Below are 19,185 nucleotides of genomic sequence, written 5' to 3' on the forward strand. Positions count from 1 at the left end.
CCTTGATGACCTGGCCGCCATACATCTTCACGCCAAGGCGTTTGGCTTGTGGTGGTAGTACCCGTAACGGTCGCGACTCAGAAGCCAAACGCCTTGGCGTGAAGATGTATGGCGGCCAGGTCATCAAGGCCGGCAACATCATCGTGCGTCAGCGCGGCACCCAATTCCACGCTGGCTACGGCGTTGGCATGGGTAAAGATCACACTCTCTTCGCGAAAATCGAAGGCGTGATCAAGTTTGAAGTAAAAGGCGCCTTCGGTCGTCGTTACGTGAGCGTTGTCGCGGCTTAATCGCGAGATCGCTGGAAGAGCCCTGTCTTGCGACGGGGCTTTTTCGTTTGTGGGGTGAGTCTCTTGCAAAACTGTTTGTATGGGCTGTCGGCGTGCGAAGCAAGTCGTGTTTTGGGGTCGCTGCGCTCATTTTTGCAAGAGTCTTATGTCTTGATTGTTTTTCGGCTCGTCCGTATGGCGAGAGGCGTTGAGTTATGAAGTTTGTAGACGAAGTATCGATCCGCGTAAAAGCTGGCGACGGCGGCAATGGCTGCATGAGTTTCCGTCGGGAAAAATTCATTGAAAACGGCGGCCCGAACGGCGGTGATGGCGGTGACGGCGGTTCCATCTACATGATGGCCGACGAAAACCTCAACACCCTGGTCGACTACCGTTACACCCGGCACTTCGATGCCGAGCGTGGCTCCAACGGCGGCAGCACCGATTGCACCGGCAAGAAGGGTGAAGACCTGATCCTGCGCGTGCCGGTCGGTACCACCGTGATCGACTCGGCCACCCAGGAAGTGATTGGCGACCTGACCAAGGCCGGCCAGAAACTGATGGTGGTGCAGGGCGGCTGGCACGGTCTGGGCAACACTCGTTTCAAATCCAGTACCAACCGTGCGCCGCGCCAGACCACTCCGGGCAAGCCGGGTGAGCAGCGTGACCTGAAACTGGAAATGAAAGTGCTGGCTGACGTCGGGCTGCTGGGCTTGCCGAACGCCGGTAAAAGTACCTTTATCCGTTCGGTGTCGGCGGCCAAGCCGAAAGTCGCCGACTACCCGTTCACCACGCTGGTGCCAAACCTCGGCGTGGTCAGTGTCGACCGCTGGAAAAGCTTTGTCATCGCCGATATTCCGGGGCTGATCGAAGGTGCTTCCGACGGTGCTGGCCTGGGTATCCGCTTCCTCAAGCACTTGGCGCGTACGCGTCTGTTGCTGCACCTCGTCGACATGGCGCCGCTGGATGACACCAGTGCACCGGACGCGGCTGAAGTGATCGTCAACGAGCTGGTCAAATTCAGTCCGTCGCTGGCCGAGCGTGATCGCTGGCTGGTGCTGAACAAGTGCGACCAGATCCTCGAGGAAGAACACGAAGAGCGCGTCAAGGAAATCGTTGATCGCCTGCAGTGGGAAGGCCCGGTCTACGTGATCTCGGCCATCGCCAAAGAAGGCACCGAGCGCCTGACGCGCGACATCATGCGTTATCTGGAAGATCGTGCCGATCGCCTGGCCAACGACCCTGCGTACAAGGAAGAGCTGGCCGATCTCGATCAGCGCATCGAAGACGAAGCCCGTGCCCAGTTGCAGGCGCTGGATGACAAGCGTGCCCTGCGCCGCAGCGGCGTGAAGTCGGTCCATGACATCGGCGACGATGACTGGGACGAAGAAGATGTGGATGATGAAGACGGTCCGGAAATCATTTACGTGCGCGACTGATTCGTTGTGCCGCAGGCTGCGATCTTTTGCTGTGCTGAAGATCGCGGTCGGGGTGCGGTGTTATGATCCTTCGCACGCCGGCTACAAAGGCGCCGCTCAATCGAGCGGCGTTTTAGTATCTGGAAATCGGTAGTCACGATTAACGTCACGGGCAGCGCTGGGTCGCGCTGTCCTCAAGCTAAGGTTGAAGATGATGCGGAGCAAAGTGACAGGTGCGCAGCGTTGGGTCGTGAAGATCGGCAGCGCTTTGCTGACGGCGGACGGCAAGGGGCTGGATCGCAAGGCAATGGGTGTCTGGGTCGAGCAGATGGTTGCCCTGCATGAGGCGGGTGTCGAGCTGGTGCTGGTGTCCTCCGGCGCCGTGGCTGCCGGCATGAGCCGTCTGGGCTGGACCGCACGACCCAGTGCGATGCACGAGCTCCAGGCTGCCGCGGCGATCGGTCAGATGGGCTTGGTGCAGGCCTGGGAATCGAGCTTTGCCGAGCATGGCCGGCACACCGCGCAGATTCTCCTGACTCACGACGACCTGTCCGACCGCAAGCGCTACCTGAACGCCCGCAGCACCCTGCGTGCCCTGGTCGAGCTGAAAGTCATCCCGGTGATCAACGAAAACGACACCGTGGTCACCGACGAAATCCGTTTTGGCGACAACGACACGCTGGCGGCGTTGGTGGCCAATCTGGTCGAGGCCGATCTGCTGGTGATCCTCACCGATCGCGACGGCATGTTCGACGCCGATCCGCGCAACAACCCGGATGCGCAACTGATTTACGAAGCGCGCGCCGATGATCCGACGCTGGATGCGGTGGCGGGCGGTACCGGTGGCGCGCTGGGGCGTGGCGGCATGCAGACCAAGCTGCGAGCGGCGCGTCTGGCGGCGCGTTCCGGCGCGCACACGATCATCGTCGGTGGGCGTCTGGAGCGCGTGCTCGATCGCCTGAAGGCTGGCGAGCGCATCGGTACGCTGCTGTCGCCTGAGCGCGGCATGCTCGCGGCGCGCAAGCAGTGGCTGGCCGGGCATTTGCAGACTCGCGGCACGCTGGTGCTGGACGAGGGTGCGGTGTCGGCGCTGTCGCAGGGCAACAAGAGCCTGTTGCCGGTCGGCGTGAAACTGGTTCAGGGCAGCTTCCGGCGTGGCGAGATGGTGGTTTGCGTGGCGCCGGACGGTCGCGAGATTGCCCGTGGCCTGGCCAACTACAGTGCGCTTGAGGCGCAAAAAATCATTGGTCAGTCGTCGGATGCGATTGTCGGCGTGCTGGGCTACATGGCTGAGCCGGAACTGGTTCACCGTGACAACCTGATTCTGGTCTGAGGAAAAGCGCGATGCGTATGGCAAAAGGATTGTTGGGTCTGCTGATGGCGATGCCATTGCTGGCCTCGGCCGAGGAAATCGGTCAGGTGTCGACGGTATTCAAGTTTGTCGGCCCGAATGACCGGATTGTGGTCGAGGCTTTCGATGATCCGAAGGTCGATGGCGTGACTTGCTACCTGTCCCGCGCCAAGACGGGTGGGGTGAAAGGTGGTCTGGGTCTGGCCGAGGATCGTGCGGAGGCGTCGATTGCCTGTCGTCAGGTTGGTCCGATCAAGTTCAGGGGTGAACTGAAGGATGGCGACGAGGTGTTCAAGGAGCGCACGTCGCTGGTGTTCAAGACCATGCAGGTGGTGCGCTTCCTCGACAAGAAGCGCAACACGCTGGTGTATCTGGTCTACAGCGATCGGGTGATCGAAGGTAGCCCGCAGAATGCGGTGACGGCGATCCCGATCGTGCCGTGGGTGCCGGTCCAGCAATAACGCCGCAAATCTACAATGTGGGAGCGGGCTTGTTCGCGAAGAGGTCGTGTCAGTCGCTAGAGATGCCGGCTGACAGATTGTATTCGCGAGCAAGCCCGCTCCCACTTTTTTATGTGCGGGATTCACCAAATCGCAGGCAATAAAAAACCGACCCTAAGGTCGGTTTTTTAATGACTACGTCGATTAAGCAGCTTCTTTCAGTGCCTTGACGTGGCCATTCAGACGGCTCTTATGGCGAGCAGCCTTGTTCTTGTGGATGATGCCTTTATCGGCCATACGGTCGATAACTGGCACAGCCAGAACGTATTCATCTTGTGCATTTTCAGCGTCTTTTTCGTCGATGGCTTTAACTACATTCTTGATGTAGGTACGAACCATGGAACGCAGGCTGGCGTTGTGGCTGCGACGCTTCTCAGCCTGTTTTGCACGTTTTTTGGCGGAAGGTGAGTTGGCCACCGTCGAGCTCCTCGAAAGACTTTTTAGGAAATAGCAAACAAAATAGGCCGCGAATCATGCCGATGAGTTGAAGTCTTGTCAAGGGCGCTTGAAACGTTCCGCTAAGTGGTAGGTGTAAAGAGGCGGGATATTTATTTCCGGCGCTTGACCTGTAAACTCGCGAGCTTTGGCTCTGTGCTGTTGCGGCGCGGAGTATCGCACAAGTGGGCGCATTGTTCGCCTGCTGTTTATCGACAGGCACTAATTCCCTCAATGAATCTGCTCAAATCGTTGGCCGCTGTCAGCTCTATCACGATGCTTTCCCGGATTCTGGGGTTCGTCCGTGACACGCTCATCGCGCGCACATTCGGCGCCGGAATGGCGACGGACGCCTTCTTCATTGCCTTCAAATTGCCCAATCTGTTGCGACGAATCTTCGCCGAGGGGGCGTTCTCGCAGGCTTTCGTGCCGATTCTGGCGGAATACAAGAGTCAGAAGGGTGAAGAGGCTACCCGCACCTTCATTGCTTATGTCTCGGGCCTGCTGACCCTGGTGCTGGCGCTGGTCACGGCATTGGGGATGATCGCCGCACCGTGGGTGATCTGGGCCACGGCGCCGGGGTTTGCCGATACCCCGGAAAAATTCCAGCTCACCTCCGATCTGCTGCGGGTGACGTTCCCTTATATATTGCTGATCTCCCTGTCCTCGCTGGCCGGGGCGATCCTCAATACCTGGAACCGTTTTTCGGTGCCGGCCTTCGTGCCGACCCTGCTCAACGTCAGCATGATCGTGTTTTCGCTGTTCCTCACGCCGTATTTCGATCCACCGGTGATGGCCCTGGGCTGGGCGGTGCTGGTCGGCGGTCTGGCGCAGTTGCTCTATCAACTGCCACACCTGAAGAAAATCGGCATGCTGGTGCTGCCGCGTTTGAATCTGCGTGATACCGGTGTCTGGCGGGTGATGAAGCAGATGCTGCCGGCGATCATCGGTGTCTCGGTCAGCCAGATTTCGCTGATCATCAACACCATTTTCGCCTCGTTCCTGGTGGCCGGTTCGGTGTCGTGGATGTACTACGCCGACCGTTTGATGGAATTGCCGTCCGGCGTGCTCGGCGTGGCATTGGGCACCATTCTGTTGCCAACGCTGGCCAAAACCTATGCGAGCAAGGATCGCCACGAGTACTCGCGGATCCTCGATTGGGGCCTGCGCCTGTGCTTCGTATTGGTGTTGCCGTGTGCGCTGGCATTGGGGATTCTTGCCGAACCGCTGACCGTGTCGCTGTTTCAGTACGGCCAATTCAGTGCGTTTGATGCCTCCATGACCCAGCGTGCGCTGATTGCCTATTCTGTCGGTCTGCTCGGGATCATCGTGATCAAAGTGCTGGCACCGGGCTTTTACGCGCAACAGAACATTCGCACGCCGGTAAAAATCGCAATCTTCACCCTGATCGTCACTCAACTGTTCAACCTGGTGTTGATCGGCCCGCTGGCTCACGCCGGTCTGGCGCTGGCGATCAGTGCCGGTGCCTGCCTCAATGCCGGGCTGCTGTTCTATCAACTGCGCAAGCAAAAGATGTATCAGCCGCAACCGGGTTGGTACCTGTTCGGCTTCAAGCTGGTGGTGGCGGTAACGGTGATGTCGGCGGTGTTGCTGCTGGGCATGCATTTCATGCCAGCCTGGGATCAAGGTCACATGCTCGAGCGCTTCCTGCGACTGGGCGCTTTGGTGGTTGCGGGGGTGGTGGCGTATTTCGGTATGTTGCTGCTGCTCGGTTTCCGCCTGCGCGACTTCAATCGCAAGGCTTTGAGCTGAGGTTTTAGCCTTTATAAACGGGCGCGGGCCGGCAGTTTTGTCGGCTCGATCACTTTGCGTTACGGTGTTGCCTGTCGTCGACCGTCGGGTGTGGTTATAATCGACCACTTTATGAGCAAGAAGCGCGTTATGCAGCTGGTTCGAGGCCTCCACAACTTGCGCCCCCAGCATCGGGGCTGCGTCGCCACTATTGGCAACTTTGACGGTGTTCACCGTGGTCACCAGGCTATCCTGGCCCGGCTGCGTGAGCGTGCGCTCGAGTTGGGCGTACCCAGCTGCGTGGTGATTTTCGAGCCGCAGCCACGGGAATTCTTTGCCCCGGAGACCGCGCCGGCACGTCTGGCCCGCTTGCGCGACAAGCTGCAGCTGCTGGCCGCCGAAGGCGTCGACCGGGTGTTGTGCCTGGCATTCAACCAGCGCCTGAGCAAGCTCAGCGCCAGTGAATTCGTCGATACCATCCTGGTGGACGGCCTCGGCGTGCAACATCTGGAAGTCGGTGACGATTTCCGCTTTGGCTGCGACCGCCTCGGCGATTTCGATTTCCTGCTGCAAGCCGGGCAGGTTCACGGTTTTACCGTCGAAGCCGCGCAAACCGTCGAGCTGGACGGCATTCGCGTCAGCAGCACCCAAGTGCGCAACGCGTTGGCCGCCGCCGATTTTGCCTTGGCCGAACGCCTGCTCGGCCGCCCGTACCGGATCGCCGGTCGCGTGCTGCACGGCCAGAAACTGGCCCGGCAACTGGGTACGCCCACTGCCAACATTCAACTCAAGCGTCGTCGCGTGCCATTCACCGGGGTTTATCTGGTGGATGTGGACATCGACGGCAAGACCTGGCCCGGCGTCGCCAACATCGGCGTGCGGCCTACGGTCCAAGGTGATGGCAAAGCCCACCTTGAAGTTCATCTACTGGATTTTGCCGGCGATCTGTATGACCGGCGTCTGACGGTGGTTTTCCACCAAAAGCTGCGTGAAGAGCAGCGCTTCGCCTCTCTGGAGGCACTGAAAACGGCGATCAACGCGGATGTCGCCACCGCCCGTGCACTAGCCGCACCTAGCGCCCATCGCTAATGAAGAGCCTTAAATGACCGACTATAAAGCCACGCTTAACCTTCCGGACACCGCCTTCCCAATGAAGGCCGGCCTGCCACAGCGCGAACCGCAGATCGAGCAGCGCGGCGACAGTCTTGTCCTGTACGGAAAGTTGCGCGAGATTGGCAAGGATCGACCGAAGTTCGTCCTGCACGACGGCCCTCCGTACGCCAACGGCACGATCCACATCGGTCACGCACTGAACAAGATTCTCAAGGACATGATCATCCGCTCGAAAACCCTGTCGGGTTTCGACGCGCCGTATGTTCCGGGTTGGGACTGCCACGGCCTGCCGATCGAGCACAAGGTTGAAGTGACCCACGGCAAGAATCTGGGCGCGGACAAGACCCGCGAGCTGTGCCGTGCCTACGCCACCGAGCAGATCGAAGGGCAGAAGACCGAGTTCATTCGCCTCGGCGTCCTCGGCGACTTCGCCAACCCGTACAAGACCATGGACTTCAAGAGCGAGGCCGGTGAAATCCGCGCCCTCGCCGAAATCGTCAAGGGCGGTTTCGTGTTCAAAGGCCTCAAGCCGGTGAACTGGTGCTTCGACTGTGGTTCGGCGCTGGCCGAAGCCGAAGTCGAGTACGAGAACAAGAAGTCCTCGACCATCGACGTGGCTTTCCCGATCGCTGACGAGGCCAAACTGGCCGCCGCGTTCGGTCTGCCGTCGCTGGGCAAGCCTGCCTCGATCGTGATCTGGACCACCACCCCGTGGACCATCCCGGCCAACCAGGCGCTGAACGTGCACCCGGAATTCAACTACGCCCTGGTTGATATCGGCGACAAGCTGCTGGTCCTGGCTGAAGAGCTGGTTGAATCCTGCCTGTCGCGTTACGGCGTTGAAGGTTCGGTCATCGCGACCACCACCGGCAAAGAGCTGGAACTGATCAACTTCCGTCACCCGTTCTACAACCGCCTGTCGCCAGTCTATCTGGCCGACTACGTCGAACTGGGCGCCGGCACCGGTGTGGTTCACTCCGCCCCGGCTTACGGTGTGGACGACTTCGTGACCTGCAAGAAATACGGCATGGTCAACGATGACATCCTCAACCCGGTACAGAGCAACGGCGTGTACGTGCCGTCGCTGGAGTTCTTCGGCGGCCAGTTCATCTGGAAGGCCAACCCGGCCATCGTCGAAAAACTGACCGAAGTCGGTGCGCTGATGCACACCACCGTCATCGAACACAGCTACATGCACTGCTGGCGCCACAAGACCCCGCTGATCTATCGCGCCACCGCGCAGTGGTTCATCGGCATGGACAAGGAGCCGGTCAGCGGCGACACCCTGCGCGTGCGCTCGCTCAAAGCCATCGAAGACACCAAGTTCGTTCCGGCCTGGGGCCAGGCGCGCCTGCACTCGATGATCGCTAACCGTCCGGACTGGTGCATCTCGCGTCAGCGCAACTGGGGCGTGCCGATCCCGTTCTTCCTCAACAAGGAAAGCGGCGAGCTGCACCCACGCACCGTCGAACTGATGGAAGAAGTCGCCAAGCGCGTTGAAGTCGAAGGCATCGAAGCCTGGTTCAAACTCGACGCCGCCGAACTGCTGGGCGACGAAGCGCCGCTGTACGACAAGATCAGCGACACCCTCGACGTCTGGTTCGACTCGGGCACCACGCACTGGCACGTCTTGCGCGGCTCGCACCCGATGGGCCACGAAACCGGACCGCGCGCCGACCTGTACCTGGAAGGTTCCGACCAGCACCGCGGCTGGTTCCACTCGTCCTTGCTGACCGGTTGCGCCATCGACAACCACGCGCCGTACCGCGAACTGCTGACCCACGGCTTCACCGTCGACGAGTCCGGCCGCAAGATGTCCAAATCGCTGGGCAACGTGATCGCGCCGCAGAAAGTCAACGACACCCTGGGCGCCGACATCATGCGTCTGTGGGTTGCGTCGACCGACTACTCCGGCGAAATGGCCGTCTCCGAGCAGATCCTGCAACGCAGCGCGGACGCCTACCGTCGTATCCGTAACACCGCGCGTTTCCTGCTTTCCAACCTGACCGGTTTCAACCCGGCCACCGACCTGTTGCCGGCTGAAGACATGCTCGCGCTGGATCGCTGGGCGGTGGATCGCACCCTGCTGCTGCAACGCGAGTTGCAAGAGCACTACGGCGAATACCGTTTCTGGAACGTCTACTCGAAGATCCACAACTTCTGCGTGCAGGAGTTGGGTGGTTTCTACCTCGACATCATCAAGGATCGCCAGTACACCACCGGCGCCGACAGCAAGGCGCGCCGCTCGTGCCAGACCGCGCTGTTCCACATCTCCGAAGCGCTGGTGCGCTGGATCGCGCCGATCCTCGCGTTCACCGCCGACGAGCTGTGGCAGTACCTGCCGGGCGAGCGCAACGAATCGGTGATGCTCAACACCTGGTACGAAGGTCTGACCGAGCTGCCGGAAGGCTTCGAGCTGGGTCGCGCCTACTGGGATCGCATCATGGAAGTGAAGGTGGCGGTCAACAAAGAGATGGAAATCCAGCGTGCGGCGAAAGCCGTCGGTGGCAACCTGCAAGCCGAAGTGACGCTGTTCGCCGAAGATGCGCTGAGCGCCGACCTGGCCAAGCTGAGCAACGAACTGCGCTTTGTCCTGATCACCTCGACCGCCAGCGTGGCACCTTTCGTTCAGGCACCTGCGGACGCGGTAGCCACCGACGTCAGCGGCCTGAAACTGAAGATCGTCAAATCGGCCTTCCCGAAGTGCGCCCGTTGCTGGCACTGCCGCGAAGACGTTGGCGTGAACCCGGAGCATCCGGAAATCTGCGGTCGTTGCGTCGACAACATCAGCGGCGCCGGCGAGGTTCGTCACTATGCCTAACGCCGTTGGCCGTTTCGGACGGTTGAGCTGGCTCTGGTTGAGTTTGCTGGTTCTGGTCATCGACCAGGCCAGCAAGTTCTACTTCGAAAACAAGCTCGAAATGTTCCAGCAGATCGTGATCATTCCCGATTACTTCAGCTGGACTCTGGCCTACAACACCGGCGCTGCCTTCAGCTTCCTGGCTGACAGCTCCGGCTGGCAGCGCTGGCTGTTCGCCCTGATCGCGATTGTGGTCAGTGCGGTGCTGGTGGTCTGGCTCAAACGCCTGGGCCGCAACGAAACCTGGCTGGCCGTCGCTTTGGCGCTGGTGCTGGGTGGCGCGCTGGGCAATCTGTATGACCGCATTGCCCTGGGCCATGTGATCGACTTCATTCTGGTGCACTGGCAGAACCGCTGGTACTTCCCGGCGTTCAACTTCGCCGACAGCGCCATCACCGTCGGTGCGGTGATGCTGGCACTGGACATGTTCAAATCGAAGAAAACCGGAGAAGCCGTTCATGACTGAACAGGTATTGGCTGAGCAACGCATCGGCCAGAACACGGAAGTCACTTTGCACTTTGCATTGCGCCTGGAGAACGGCGACACGGTCGACAGCACTTTCGACAAGGCCCCGGCGACCTTCAAGGTCGGCGACGGCAACCTGCTGCCGGGTTTCGAAGCAGCCCTGTTCGGCTTCAAGGCCGGCGACAAGCGTACGCTGACCGTCGAGCCGGAAAACGCTTTCGGCCAGCCGAACCCGCAAAACGTGCAGATCATCCCGCGCTCGCAGTTTGCCGACATGGAACTGTCACCGGGTCTGCTGGTGATCTTCAACGATGCGGCCAATACTGAGCTGCCGGGTGTGGTGAAAGAGTTCGACGACGCGCAAGTGACTATCGACTTCAACCACCCGCTGGCAGGCAAGACGCTGACCTTTGACGTCGAGATCATCAACGTCAAAGCGATCTGAGTACACTGCAGAACAATTGTGGGAGCGGGCTTGCTCGCGAATGCTGACTGACATTCAACATAGAAGTTGTCTGACACACTGCTTTCGCGAGCAAGCCCGCTCCCACATTGGATTTTTGCTGTATTTGAGCAATGTGCTCGATCAGCAGGACGTAAATTTATTTCGCGCGCAAGACACGAGGCACAGCATGCAAATCAAACTCGCCAACCCCCGTGGCTTCTGCGCCGGCGTGGACCGGGCGATCGAAATCGTCAACCGCGCCCTGGAAGTCTTCGGGCCGCCGATCTATGTGCGTCATGAAGTGGTGCACAACAAGTTCGTGGTCGAAGACCTGCGCAGTCGTGGCGCGATTTTCGTCGAGGAACTGGATCAGGTGCCGGATGACGTCATCGTGATCTTCAGTGCTCACGGGGTTTCTCAAGCCGTACGTAGCGAAGCCGCCGGCCGTGGCCTGAAAGTGTTCGACGCCACGTGTCCGCTGGTCACCAAGGTGCACATCGAAGTCGCCAAATACAGCCGCGACGGCCGTGAGTGCATCCTGATCGGCCACGCCGGTCACCCGGAAGTCGAAGGCACCATGGGCCAGTACGACGGCAGTAACGGCGGCGCGATCTACCTCGTCGAAGACGAAAAAGACGTGGCCGAACTGCAGGTACGTAATCCGGAAAAACTGGCGTTCGTGACCCAGACCACGCTGTCGATGGACGACACCAGTCGCGTGATTGATGCCCTGCGTACACGGTTCCCGGCCATTGGTGGCCCGCGCAAGGACGACATCTGCTACGCCACGCAAAACCGTCAGGACGCGGTCAAGCAACTGGCCGACGAATGTGACGTGGTGTTGGTGGTGGGCAGCCCGAACAGCTCCAACTCCAACCGCCTGCGTGAGCTGGCCGAACGCATGGCCACGCCGGCCTACCTGATCGACGGCGCCGAAGACCTGCAAAAGAGCTGGTTCGAGGGTGTCGAGCGCATCGGCATCACCGCCGGTGCTTCCGCGCCGGAAGTGCTGGTTCGTGGCGTGATCCAGCAGCTGCAAGCCTGGGGCGCGACCGGTGCCGATGAACTGGCCGGCCGCGAAGAGAACATCACCTTCTCGATGCCGAAAGAGCTGCGCGTCCGTTCGATCTGACGCTCTTGTTCAGGCACAGCGCCTGTTCAGCCTTTGTGCTGGTCAGGCGCACCCGGCCGGTCGCCGCCAGCACCAACTGGCGCTGGCTGACCGGCTCGCGTGCCGAGCAGATGTGTATCGTCCCTGCCTGAAACGCCCGCCCGGGCATCAGCGGTTGCCCCAGACTGCTGAAACGCACATAACGACTGACCGCCCAATTGCCGACAATCGGTGTCCGCCCGTCACTCGCATGTTCCACCAGCAGCGGATTGCTGCTGTCCTGCGGCCCTTTGCCGCTGATATCCAGAATGATTCGCCAGCCCTGACTCCAGTAGTCGCCATTGATGCCATGGATCACCACGCTCTGATTGCGCGTGATGGCCAGGGTGCGGGCGTTGCGGATGCCCTCGAGCAGGCTCTGCGCAGCCTGCTCGCGATGGGTCGATTCGCTGAAGGCGGCGAATGCCGGACTGACCAGCGACAGAACAATTGCGCCAATCGCCAGTCCCATAAGCAATTCGATCAGGCTGAAACCCTGTTGCGGCATGACGACTCCCTCCGTGGAGCATGAAGCCCGGCGCAATCCTTTTCGCCGGGCAGGGCAAATCAACCGACGCGGGCCGGTTGAATGTTCTAGTTTGTAGAAGCAGGTATAGCCGACGGCAACGGAGGGCATCGATGGATCATCGTACAAAAGGTTTCACGCTGCCCGAACTGTTGGCCGCGGTCGCCGTGCTGGTGATCCTCATCACCCTGGCGGTGCCGGGCTTCACCCGCTCGATCCAGAGCAGCAAGGCCGACACCGAAATGGGCGACCTGCAGCGCGCCATCAACTATGCGCGGCTAGAGGCGATTGATCGCGGCGTGACCACACGCTTGCGCCCGAGCGCCGGCGGTGTGTGGACCGGCGAATTGTCGGTTTACGACAGTACTGGCACTCCGGCCAATGTATTGCGGGTTGTTCCAGCGATGAGCAGCGGTGCAACTCTGACGCTACCCTCAGGAGTGACCGCACTGGATTTCAACAATCTGGGCGGCCTGGCGGCGCCGTCGACGGCGGTGGTCATCAGCTACGCGCTGGGAACGCAAAGCAGGACGCTGAACGTGTGTCTGAACGGACGAATTCAATTGGGTGGAAGTTGCGGATGAGGGCAGGGAGCACACAGGCACAGGAGGGCATGTCGCTGATCGAAGTGCTGGTCGCGTTGCTGATTCTGACCGTCGGCATATTGGGCGCGGCAGCCGTTCAAGTGAATGCGTTGAAGTACACCGACAGTTCGCGGATGACCAGTCAGGCGAGCTTCATTGCCTACGACATGATGGACCGCATCCGCGCCAATGCCGCTGCCGATTACACGGTGACGCCACCGACCTCGGGCAACCTCGGTGTCGCCCGCGATCAGGATCTCTACGATTTCACCACCAACATCGTCAATTTCGGCGGGCCGAGCGCCACCGGCACGATCACCCTCAATCAGCGGGTGTACACCATCACCATCAACTGGAATGACTCGCGGGCCGCGAATGCCACCGGTACCACGCGCAGTTTTGTCCTGACCAGCCGTGCCACGGTCGATCCGGTGGCCACGCCATGAAGCACGCCAATCGTGGTTTCGGCCTGATCGAAATGCTCATCGCCCTGGCGCTGGGGCTGATCATCGTGCTGGGCGTGGTGCAGACGTTCCTCGCGGCGAAAAATACTTACGTCAGCCAGAACACCGCTGCCGCGATGCAGGAAGACGCACGTTTCGTGCTGAGCAAGATGATTCAGGAACTGCGCATGGTCGGCATGTTCGGCTGTCTGGGCACTATCACTGATGCGAGTTCGGCGGGAGATTTCAACGCGGCGCAGATCACCCCGATCAGTTGGGACAACAGCAACCTCAAGCTGACCCTGGTCACCGCCGATGTCGGCGGCAACGGCGGCACGCCAACCTGGACGGTGGTCTCCGATTGCCGCAACAGCGCCACGGCGTATACCGGATTGCGGGCGGCAGCGAGCGGGCAGATTGCCTTTCCGATCCGCCGTTTGATCTACAGCTTCAGCAACAACCAGATTCTCATGGGCACCGGCAGCGGCACCCCGACCCAGCAGGTGCTGGTGAGTAACGTCAGTGCGTTCAGCGTCATGTTCGGTCTGGCCACGTCCGCCACCGATATCGCGACGTCCTCCTACAGCGCCAATCCCAGCGATCCGGCGCGCATCCGCAGTGTGCGCCTGAGCCTGACCCTCACCGACCCGAACAACCGGGTGGCCAGTCAAACCTTCAACGTGGTTGCCGCTTTGCGCAACCGCTTGCAATGAGGGCCGGGCTGATGCGAATTACATTCGGCCAGCGGCAAACCCAGCGCGGCATGGCACTGCTGGTCAGTCTGGTGTTTCTGTTGCTGCTGACCTTGATCGGGCTGTCCTCGATGCAGAGTGCCAACCTGCAGGAGAAAATGGCCGGCAGCGTCAGCCTGCGCAATCAGTCGTTCCAGACCGCCGAGGCGGCGTTACGCATTGGCGAGAGTGCGGTGCAGCTCGACAGTTACTCGCTGGCCGTATGTGCCAGCACCACGCAATGTGCGCCGCCGGCGGAGTCTACGGTGGTGAGTGCGGCGGGGCTCAATTCGACTTCCGGGGTGACGTGGATCGCTGCCGGTAATGGCTTCTACGGTGTGCAGAACATTGGCACTACCCTCACGGCGGTCAACGTGCCGAGCAATACCTCGGCAACGCTGTATCGAGTGACGGCGGTGGGCATCGCCGGTACTTCGCGCAGTGTGGTGGAGAGTGTCTATGCGAAGTATTGAGCGCTGCTGGTCACTGCTGGCCGGCATGCTGCTGAGCTTTTATCTGGCAGCGCCGGCCTACGCGTTCACGCCTTCGGACTCTCCGCTGCTGAGTGCCGCTGCGGTGCCGCCCAACGTGATGTTGCTGATCGACGACTCCGGCAGCATGAACAGCATCATTTATGCGGCGGGATTCGATCCGACGCTCACGCGTACCCCGGCACGCCAATGCAATGCGTTGCTCGGCCTGTGCCTGAGTTCGACGGCGATCACCGGTGATCCGGTGTTTCTGTCCAATCTGCCGACTGCCGGTTGCTCCGGCGGTGCCTTCGCGTTCTACAACAATAGTCTGGTCCCACAGTGCCTGAAGCTGCCGGACCCGGTGGGCAATGGCAACACCCGCTACACCGGGGACTACATCGCTTATCTGGTCGGGCTGGCGAACGGCAGCAACCGAGATTTCACCACCGGCTCAATCCCCAACGACTACCGGATCAACGTCGCACGCAACGTATCCACCGCGCTGGTCACCAGCAACCGCACCCTGCGCATCGGCCTGTCGACCTTTAACCCGGTGACCAACAACAATCCCGGCAATGGCGGTTACATCGCCCGCGCCATCAGCGACCTGGCGCCGGTTTCCGGCAGCGTGACCCAGGCGCAGGCCGACACCAACTACAACGCGCTGATTTCCTCAATCAACGCCCTGGGTGCAGTGGCCAACACGCCGCTGGCAGAAACCTACTACGAAATCACCCGCTACATGCGCGGTATGGCGCCGTACTACAACAGCACGCCCACGACCTACACCAGCCCGATCCAGTACCGTTGCCAGAAGAACTACGGCGTGGTGATCACCGACGGTTTGCCGACCTACGACCGCACCTTTCCGAGCAACGATCCGTTGGGCGGCAGTCGTCTGCCGAACTGGGACGGTATCAACAATGACGGCAACAACCTCAACGGCGATAACGAGGGGGACACGCTGTATCTCGACGACATTGCCAAGTTCGCCTTCGATATCGACATGCGTTCGACGGGCACCGATCTCGCCGGCAAGAGCTGGAGTTCGGCGGATTTTCCCAAGCAGAACATGAACACCTACACCGTGGGTTTTACTGCCGACAACGATATGCTGTCGGACGCTGCCGCGTACGGGCAGGGCAAGTATTATCAGGCGACGGACAGCACCGGCCTCAACGCCGCGCTGTCCTCGGCACTGAGTGACATCACCTCCAAGGCCGGCTCAGGAGGCAGCGGGGTCACCAGCGGCACCACGCTGGCCAGTGGCACCAGTTACTTCCAGACCAGCTACGACCCCAAGGACTGGCGCGGGACGATCAAATCCTTCGGCTTTACCTCGGCCGGTGCGGTGAATACCTCCGCGGCGTTGTGGACCACCGACACCACCATTGTTCCGGGCGCCACCGCGCCGACCTATCAATCGTGGAACACCAGCAGCAACGCCGCTGTGACGCTGGCCTACGGCAATTTTTCCGCCGCGCAACAGACCGCACTCAGCCAGAGCCTGCCTACCGGCATCAGCGGCAGTGATCTGGTGGAGTGGAGCAAGGGCACCAACAAGACCGGTCTCAAGGTGCGCAGTGTATTGCTCGGCGACATCATCAACTCGCCGCTGGTGCTGGCATCGCCCAGCGATAAAACCGCCTCCGACCTGTCGGGCGACACCACCTACACCACTTACCTGACCACCAAAGCGGCGAACATGAATGCCAATCTGGTGGTGAATGCCAACGACGGTTTCGTCAATGTGATCAACTCGGCCAACGGCACTCGACGCTACGCTTACATGCCGTCCAGCGTGTTGCCGTCGCTGCGGCTGATTGCCGATCCGGCTTACATCAATGGCGTCAGCCACAAGTTTCTGGTGGACGGTCAGGTCGGGGTCTACGACCTTCAGTTCAACAGTGCCTGGAAAACCGTGGCCATCGGCGGCACCGGCGCTGGTGGCAGGACTTTCTACGCGCTGCAGCTGTTCGACGCGTCCGCGGGCAATGTGCTCAATGCCCTGTGGGAAGTCAGTGCACCTGCTACAGCGAACACCGCCAACGCCTTTAATGATCTGGGTTACGCCTATGCCCGGCCGGAAGTGGCACGCTTGGCCGATGGTCGCTGGGCGGCGTTCATTGCCAATGGTTATGGCAGCAACTCCGGAGTGGCGGCGTTGTATGTACTGGATGTGCGTGACGGTTCACTGATCAAGAAGATCGTGATCGACAGCACCGAAACCACCAATGGCTTGTCGTCGGTGAAGCTCAAGGTCAATTCCTCGAACGTGGTGCAGGCTGCTTACGGTGGTGACTTGAAAGGGCGCTTGTGGAAATTCGACCTGAGCGCGACGTCGACCGACAGTTGGGGCGTGGCATTTTCCGGCAAACCACTGTTCACCACGGCGGGCGGGGCAACTCAGCCGATCACCGCGCAGCCGTTGCTGGCGGACAATTCGCTGGGGGGTAAACAGATTTTCGTCGGCACCGGCAAATTCAACGAAACCGCCGACAAGACCAACAAGGATCTGCAAGCGTTCTACTCGGTGTGGGACGCCGACGGCGGTTCCGGACAATTGACCGTCAGCAGTCTGCAGGCGCAAGCAGTGACCGGGGTGTTCTCCGGCAGCACCGGGCAGTTCATCACCACCAGCCAGAATGACACGACCTATCCGGCGGAGAAGGGCTGGTATCTGCCGTTGGTGTACAACAACGTGCTGACCGGCGAGCGGGTGATCAATCAGGCCAGTCTGGTACTCGGGCGCATCGTGTTTACTACTGCCAGTGTCGACACCACCGACCCGTGTGCCAGTTTCGGTACCGGCAAACTGGTCGAACTGGATGCGTTCAGCGGTAAGATGCTCAACTACGCGGTGCTCGACACCAATGCCGATGGTGTGGTCGACAGCAACGACACGATTTCCAGCGGCGTGGTGTTCACCGGCGGGATTCCGACCCTGAACGCCATCGTCAACGGCGCGACGCGCAAGATCGTCAACGATTCCAGTGGCACCGTTACCACACTGGTGGAAAAATCCGGCGGCGGCAGCCGTCGTATCATGTGGCGACAAATACAGTAAGTGAGAGTTTGAGGCATGCGCAGATTCAACCGAGGCTTCACCCTGATCGAAATCATGATCGTGATTGCGATCATCGGGATCATCATCACCATCGCCGCACCGAGCTACACCGAATACCTGAAAAAAGGTCGGCGCGCCGAAGTGGTGTCGCTGCTCTCGGAGCAGGCGCAGAACCTCGAACGCTTCTATACCAAAAACAACGTCTACACCGGCATCACCGGTCTGAGCACGGGCAATGATTTCTACACCATCACCCCGACCATCGCTGACCAGACCTTCCTGCTGACCGCGACCCGCAAGGCCGGCACGACCATGGCCACCGACAAGTGCGGGGATTTCACCCTGACCAACACCGGTGTGCGCAGCATGAACAACGCGACCACCGGGCTGACCACCAAGGATTGCTGGGGCCGCTGAGGTACTTTCTTTCAGGCGCCTTTTGCGCCCACTGTCTTTTTTACGGTTGGATCAAACATGACCAGGCAACAGCAAGTGGTGATTGTCGGTGGCGGGGTGATTGGCCTGCTGACCGCCTACAACCTCGCCTCCGAAGTGCGCAGCGTGGTGCTGCTGGATCGCTCGAACGTCGGCCAGGAATCGTCCTGGGCCGGCGGCGGTATCGTTTCGCCGCTGTACCCGTGGCGCTACAGCCCGGCGGTCACCGCGCTGGCGCATTGGTCGCAGGATTTTTATCCACAGCTGGGCCAGCGGCTGTTTACCGATACCGGGGTTGATCCCGAGGTGCACACCACCGGCCTGTACTGGCTGGATCTTGACGATGAGGCAGAGGCGCTGGCCTGGGCCGCACGGGAAAATCGTCCGCTGCGGGCTGTGGATATCTCGGCGGCGCACGACGCGGTGCCAGTGCTGGGGGGCGGGTTCGCCCGGGCGATCTACATGGCCGATGTGGCCAACGTCAGAAACCCACGGCTAGTGAAGTCGCTGAAAGCGGCGTTGTTGGCGCTGCCGAACGTGACGATTCACGAGCAATGCGAAGTCAGCGGGTTTGTGCGCGAAGGCGAGCGGGTGGTGGGCGTCGAGACGTCCAAGGGCCTGATCAGCGGCGATCAAGTGGTGCTGACGGCCGGGGCGTGGAGCGGTGATCTGCTCAAGACGCTGAACCTGACGCTGCCGGTCGAGCCGGTCAAAGGGCAGATGATTCTCTACAAGTGTGCGGCGGATTTCTTGCCGAGCATGGTGCTGGCCAAGGGGCGGTATGCGATCCCGCGTCGCGACGGGCACATTCTGATCGGCAGTACCCTGGAGCACGAAGGCTTCGACAAGACCCCGACCGATGTCGCGCTGGCGAGCCTCAAGGCCTCGGCGGTCGAGCTGCTGCCGGCGCTGGCGGAGGCCGAAGTGGTGGGGCATTGGGCCGGTTTGCGTCCGGGCTCGCCGGAGGGCATTCCGTATATCGGCCGGGTGCCGGGGTTTGAGGGTTTGTGGCTGAACTGCGGGCATTACCGCAACGGGCTGGTGCTGGCGCCGGCGTCGTGTCAGTTGTTTGCCGATGTGATGCTGGGGCGGGCACCGATTATCGACCCGGCGCCGTATGCGCCTGAAGGTCGCATTTAGTCAGATATTTCTCTGTAGCCTGGCAGA

At 60.7% G+C, this 19,185-nt stretch carries 19 protein-coding genes; 17 read left to right on the plus strand and 2 right to left on the minus strand.

Annotated elements, in window-relative coordinates; all coding sequences use genetic code 11:
- The first annotated feature begins 5 nt into the window (after positions 1-5).
- The 4 genes from rpmA (at position 6) to ACIOUG_RS22755 (ending at position 3,499) form a co-directional block, all read left to right on the plus strand.
- Complete coding sequence (rpmA, locus tag ACIOUG_RS22740) at positions 6-290, plus strand: 50S ribosomal protein L27 (RefSeq protein ID WP_401068857.1); 285 nt, start codon at positions 6-8, stop codon at positions 288-290.
- A gap of 194 nt (positions 291-484) precedes the next feature.
- A complete protein-coding gene (gene cgtA / locus ACIOUG_RS22745) occupies positions 485-1,708 on the plus strand; it encodes an Obg family GTPase CgtA (protein ID WP_003228358.1) in 1,224 nt (407 codons plus the stop codon).
- Between the two features lie 193 nt (positions 1,709-1,901).
- Positions 1,902-3,020 carry a glutamate 5-kinase gene (proB, locus tag ACIOUG_RS22750; protein WP_064589259.1) on the plus strand — a complete coding sequence of 373 codons (1,119 nt, stop codon included), beginning with the start codon at positions 1,902-1,904 and terminating at the stop codon, positions 3,018-3,020.
- Between the two features lie 11 nt (positions 3,021-3,031).
- Positions 3,032-3,499, plus strand: coding sequence for a CreA family protein (locus ACIOUG_RS22755; protein ID WP_401068826.1), 468 nt, complete (start codon positions 3,032-3,034; stop codon positions 3,497-3,499).
- 183 nt (positions 3,500-3,682) lie between these two features.
- On the opposite strand, the gene rpsT is transcribed toward ACIOUG_RS22755, so the two are convergent.
- Positions 3,683-3,955, minus strand: coding sequence for a 30S ribosomal protein S20 (gene rpsT, locus ACIOUG_RS22760; protein WP_401068828.1), 273 nt, complete (start codon positions 3,953-3,955; stop codon positions 3,683-3,685).
- Positions 3,956-4,207: 252 nt separating this feature from the next.
- Here rpsT and murJ point away from each other — a divergent pair, with 252 nt between their 5' ends.
- The 6 genes from murJ (at position 4,208) to ispH (ending at position 11,741) form a co-directional block, all read left to right on the plus strand.
- Positions 4,208-5,746: a murein biosynthesis integral membrane protein MurJ gene (gene murJ, locus ACIOUG_RS22765; protein WP_401068830.1), complete on the plus strand. Its 1,539-nt coding sequence runs from the start codon at positions 4,208-4,210 to the stop codon at positions 5,744-5,746.
- Positions 5,747-5,875: 129 nt separating this feature from the next.
- The gene (ribF, locus tag ACIOUG_RS22770) at positions 5,876-6,814 is read left to right on the plus strand and encodes a bifunctional riboflavin kinase/FAD synthetase (protein ID WP_042561145.1); all 939 of its coding nucleotides are present in this window, start codon (positions 5,876-5,878) and stop codon (positions 6,812-6,814) included.
- Between the two features lie 13 nt (positions 6,815-6,827).
- Positions 6,828-9,659, plus strand: coding sequence for an isoleucine--tRNA ligase (gene ileS, locus ACIOUG_RS22775; protein ID WP_401068832.1), 2,832 nt, complete (start codon positions 6,828-6,830; stop codon positions 9,657-9,659).
- Positions 9,652-10,164 carry a signal peptidase II gene (gene lspA / locus ACIOUG_RS22780; protein ID WP_003228341.1) on the plus strand — a complete coding sequence of 171 codons (513 nt, stop codon included), beginning with the start codon at positions 9,652-9,654 and terminating at the stop codon, positions 10,162-10,164. Before ileS ends, lspA begins: the two co-directional genes overlap by 8 nt.
- 7 nt (positions 10,165-10,171) lie before the next feature.
- Positions 10,172-10,609 (plus strand): FKBP-type peptidyl-prolyl cis-trans isomerase, encoded by a 438-nt coding sequence (gene fkpB, locus ACIOUG_RS22785; RefSeq protein WP_185022155.1) that lies wholly within the window; start codon positions 10,172-10,174, stop codon positions 10,607-10,609.
- 187 nt (positions 10,610-10,796) lie between these two features.
- Entirely contained in the window at positions 10,797-11,741 is a 945-nt protein-coding gene (gene ispH, locus ACIOUG_RS22790) for a 4-hydroxy-3-methylbut-2-enyl diphosphate reductase (RefSeq protein WP_003228337.1), read from the plus strand.
- Here ispH and ACIOUG_RS22795 read toward each other — a convergent pair.
- The gene (locus tag ACIOUG_RS22795) at positions 11,698-12,267 is read right to left on the minus strand and encodes a GspH/FimT family pseudopilin (protein ID WP_401068834.1); all 570 of its coding nucleotides are present in this window, start codon (positions 12,265-12,267) and stop codon (positions 11,698-11,700) included. The genes ispH and ACIOUG_RS22795 overlap by 44 nt on opposite strands.
- 131 nt (positions 12,268-12,398) lie before the next feature.
- On the opposite strand from ACIOUG_RS22795, the gene ACIOUG_RS22800 reads away from it, so the two are divergent.
- From ACIOUG_RS22800 to thiO, 7 genes are read left to right on the plus strand one after another with little or no spacing between them, the layout of a single operon-like run.
- Complete coding sequence (locus ACIOUG_RS22800) at positions 12,399-12,869, plus strand: GspH/FimT family pseudopilin (protein ID WP_401068836.1); 471 nt, start codon at positions 12,399-12,401, stop codon at positions 12,867-12,869.
- The gene (gene pilV / locus ACIOUG_RS22805; protein WP_401068838.1) at positions 12,866-13,315 is read left to right on the plus strand and encodes a type IV pilus modification protein PilV; all 450 of its coding nucleotides are present in this window, start codon (positions 12,866-12,868) and stop codon (positions 13,313-13,315) included. The genes ACIOUG_RS22800 and pilV overlap by 4 nt, the downstream gene beginning before the upstream one ends.
- Positions 13,312-14,025, plus strand: coding sequence for a PilW family protein (locus ACIOUG_RS22810; RefSeq protein ID WP_401068840.1), 714 nt, complete (start codon positions 13,312-13,314; stop codon positions 14,023-14,025). The genes pilV and ACIOUG_RS22810 overlap by 4 nt, the downstream gene beginning before the upstream one ends.
- Positions 14,026-14,036: 11 nt before the next feature.
- The gene (locus tag ACIOUG_RS22815; protein WP_401068841.1) at positions 14,037-14,516 is read left to right on the plus strand and encodes a PilX N-terminal domain-containing pilus assembly protein; all 480 of its coding nucleotides are present in this window, start codon (positions 14,037-14,039) and stop codon (positions 14,514-14,516) included.
- Entirely contained in the window at positions 14,503-17,583 is a 3,081-nt protein-coding gene (locus tag ACIOUG_RS22820; protein WP_401068843.1) for a pilus assembly protein, read from the plus strand. Before ACIOUG_RS22815 ends, ACIOUG_RS22820 begins: the two co-directional genes overlap by 14 nt.
- 15 nt (positions 17,584-17,598) lie before the next feature.
- Positions 17,599-18,000 carry a type IV pilin protein gene (locus tag ACIOUG_RS22825; protein ID WP_401068845.1) on the plus strand — a complete coding sequence of 134 codons (402 nt, stop codon included), beginning with the start codon at positions 17,599-17,601 and terminating at the stop codon, positions 17,998-18,000.
- A 57-nt stretch (positions 18,001-18,057) separates the two neighbouring features.
- Positions 18,058-19,158, plus strand: coding sequence for a glycine oxidase ThiO (gene thiO / locus ACIOUG_RS22830; RefSeq protein WP_401068847.1), 1,101 nt, complete (start codon positions 18,058-18,060; stop codon positions 19,156-19,158).
- The last annotated feature ends 27 nt before the right edge of the window (positions 19,159-19,185 follow it).

Origin of the sequence: Pseudomonas sp. NPDC087803, from assembly GCF_044742995.1 — a bacterium.
Lineage (GTDB): Bacteria > Pseudomonadota > Gammaproteobacteria > Pseudomonadales > Pseudomonadaceae > Aquipseudomonas.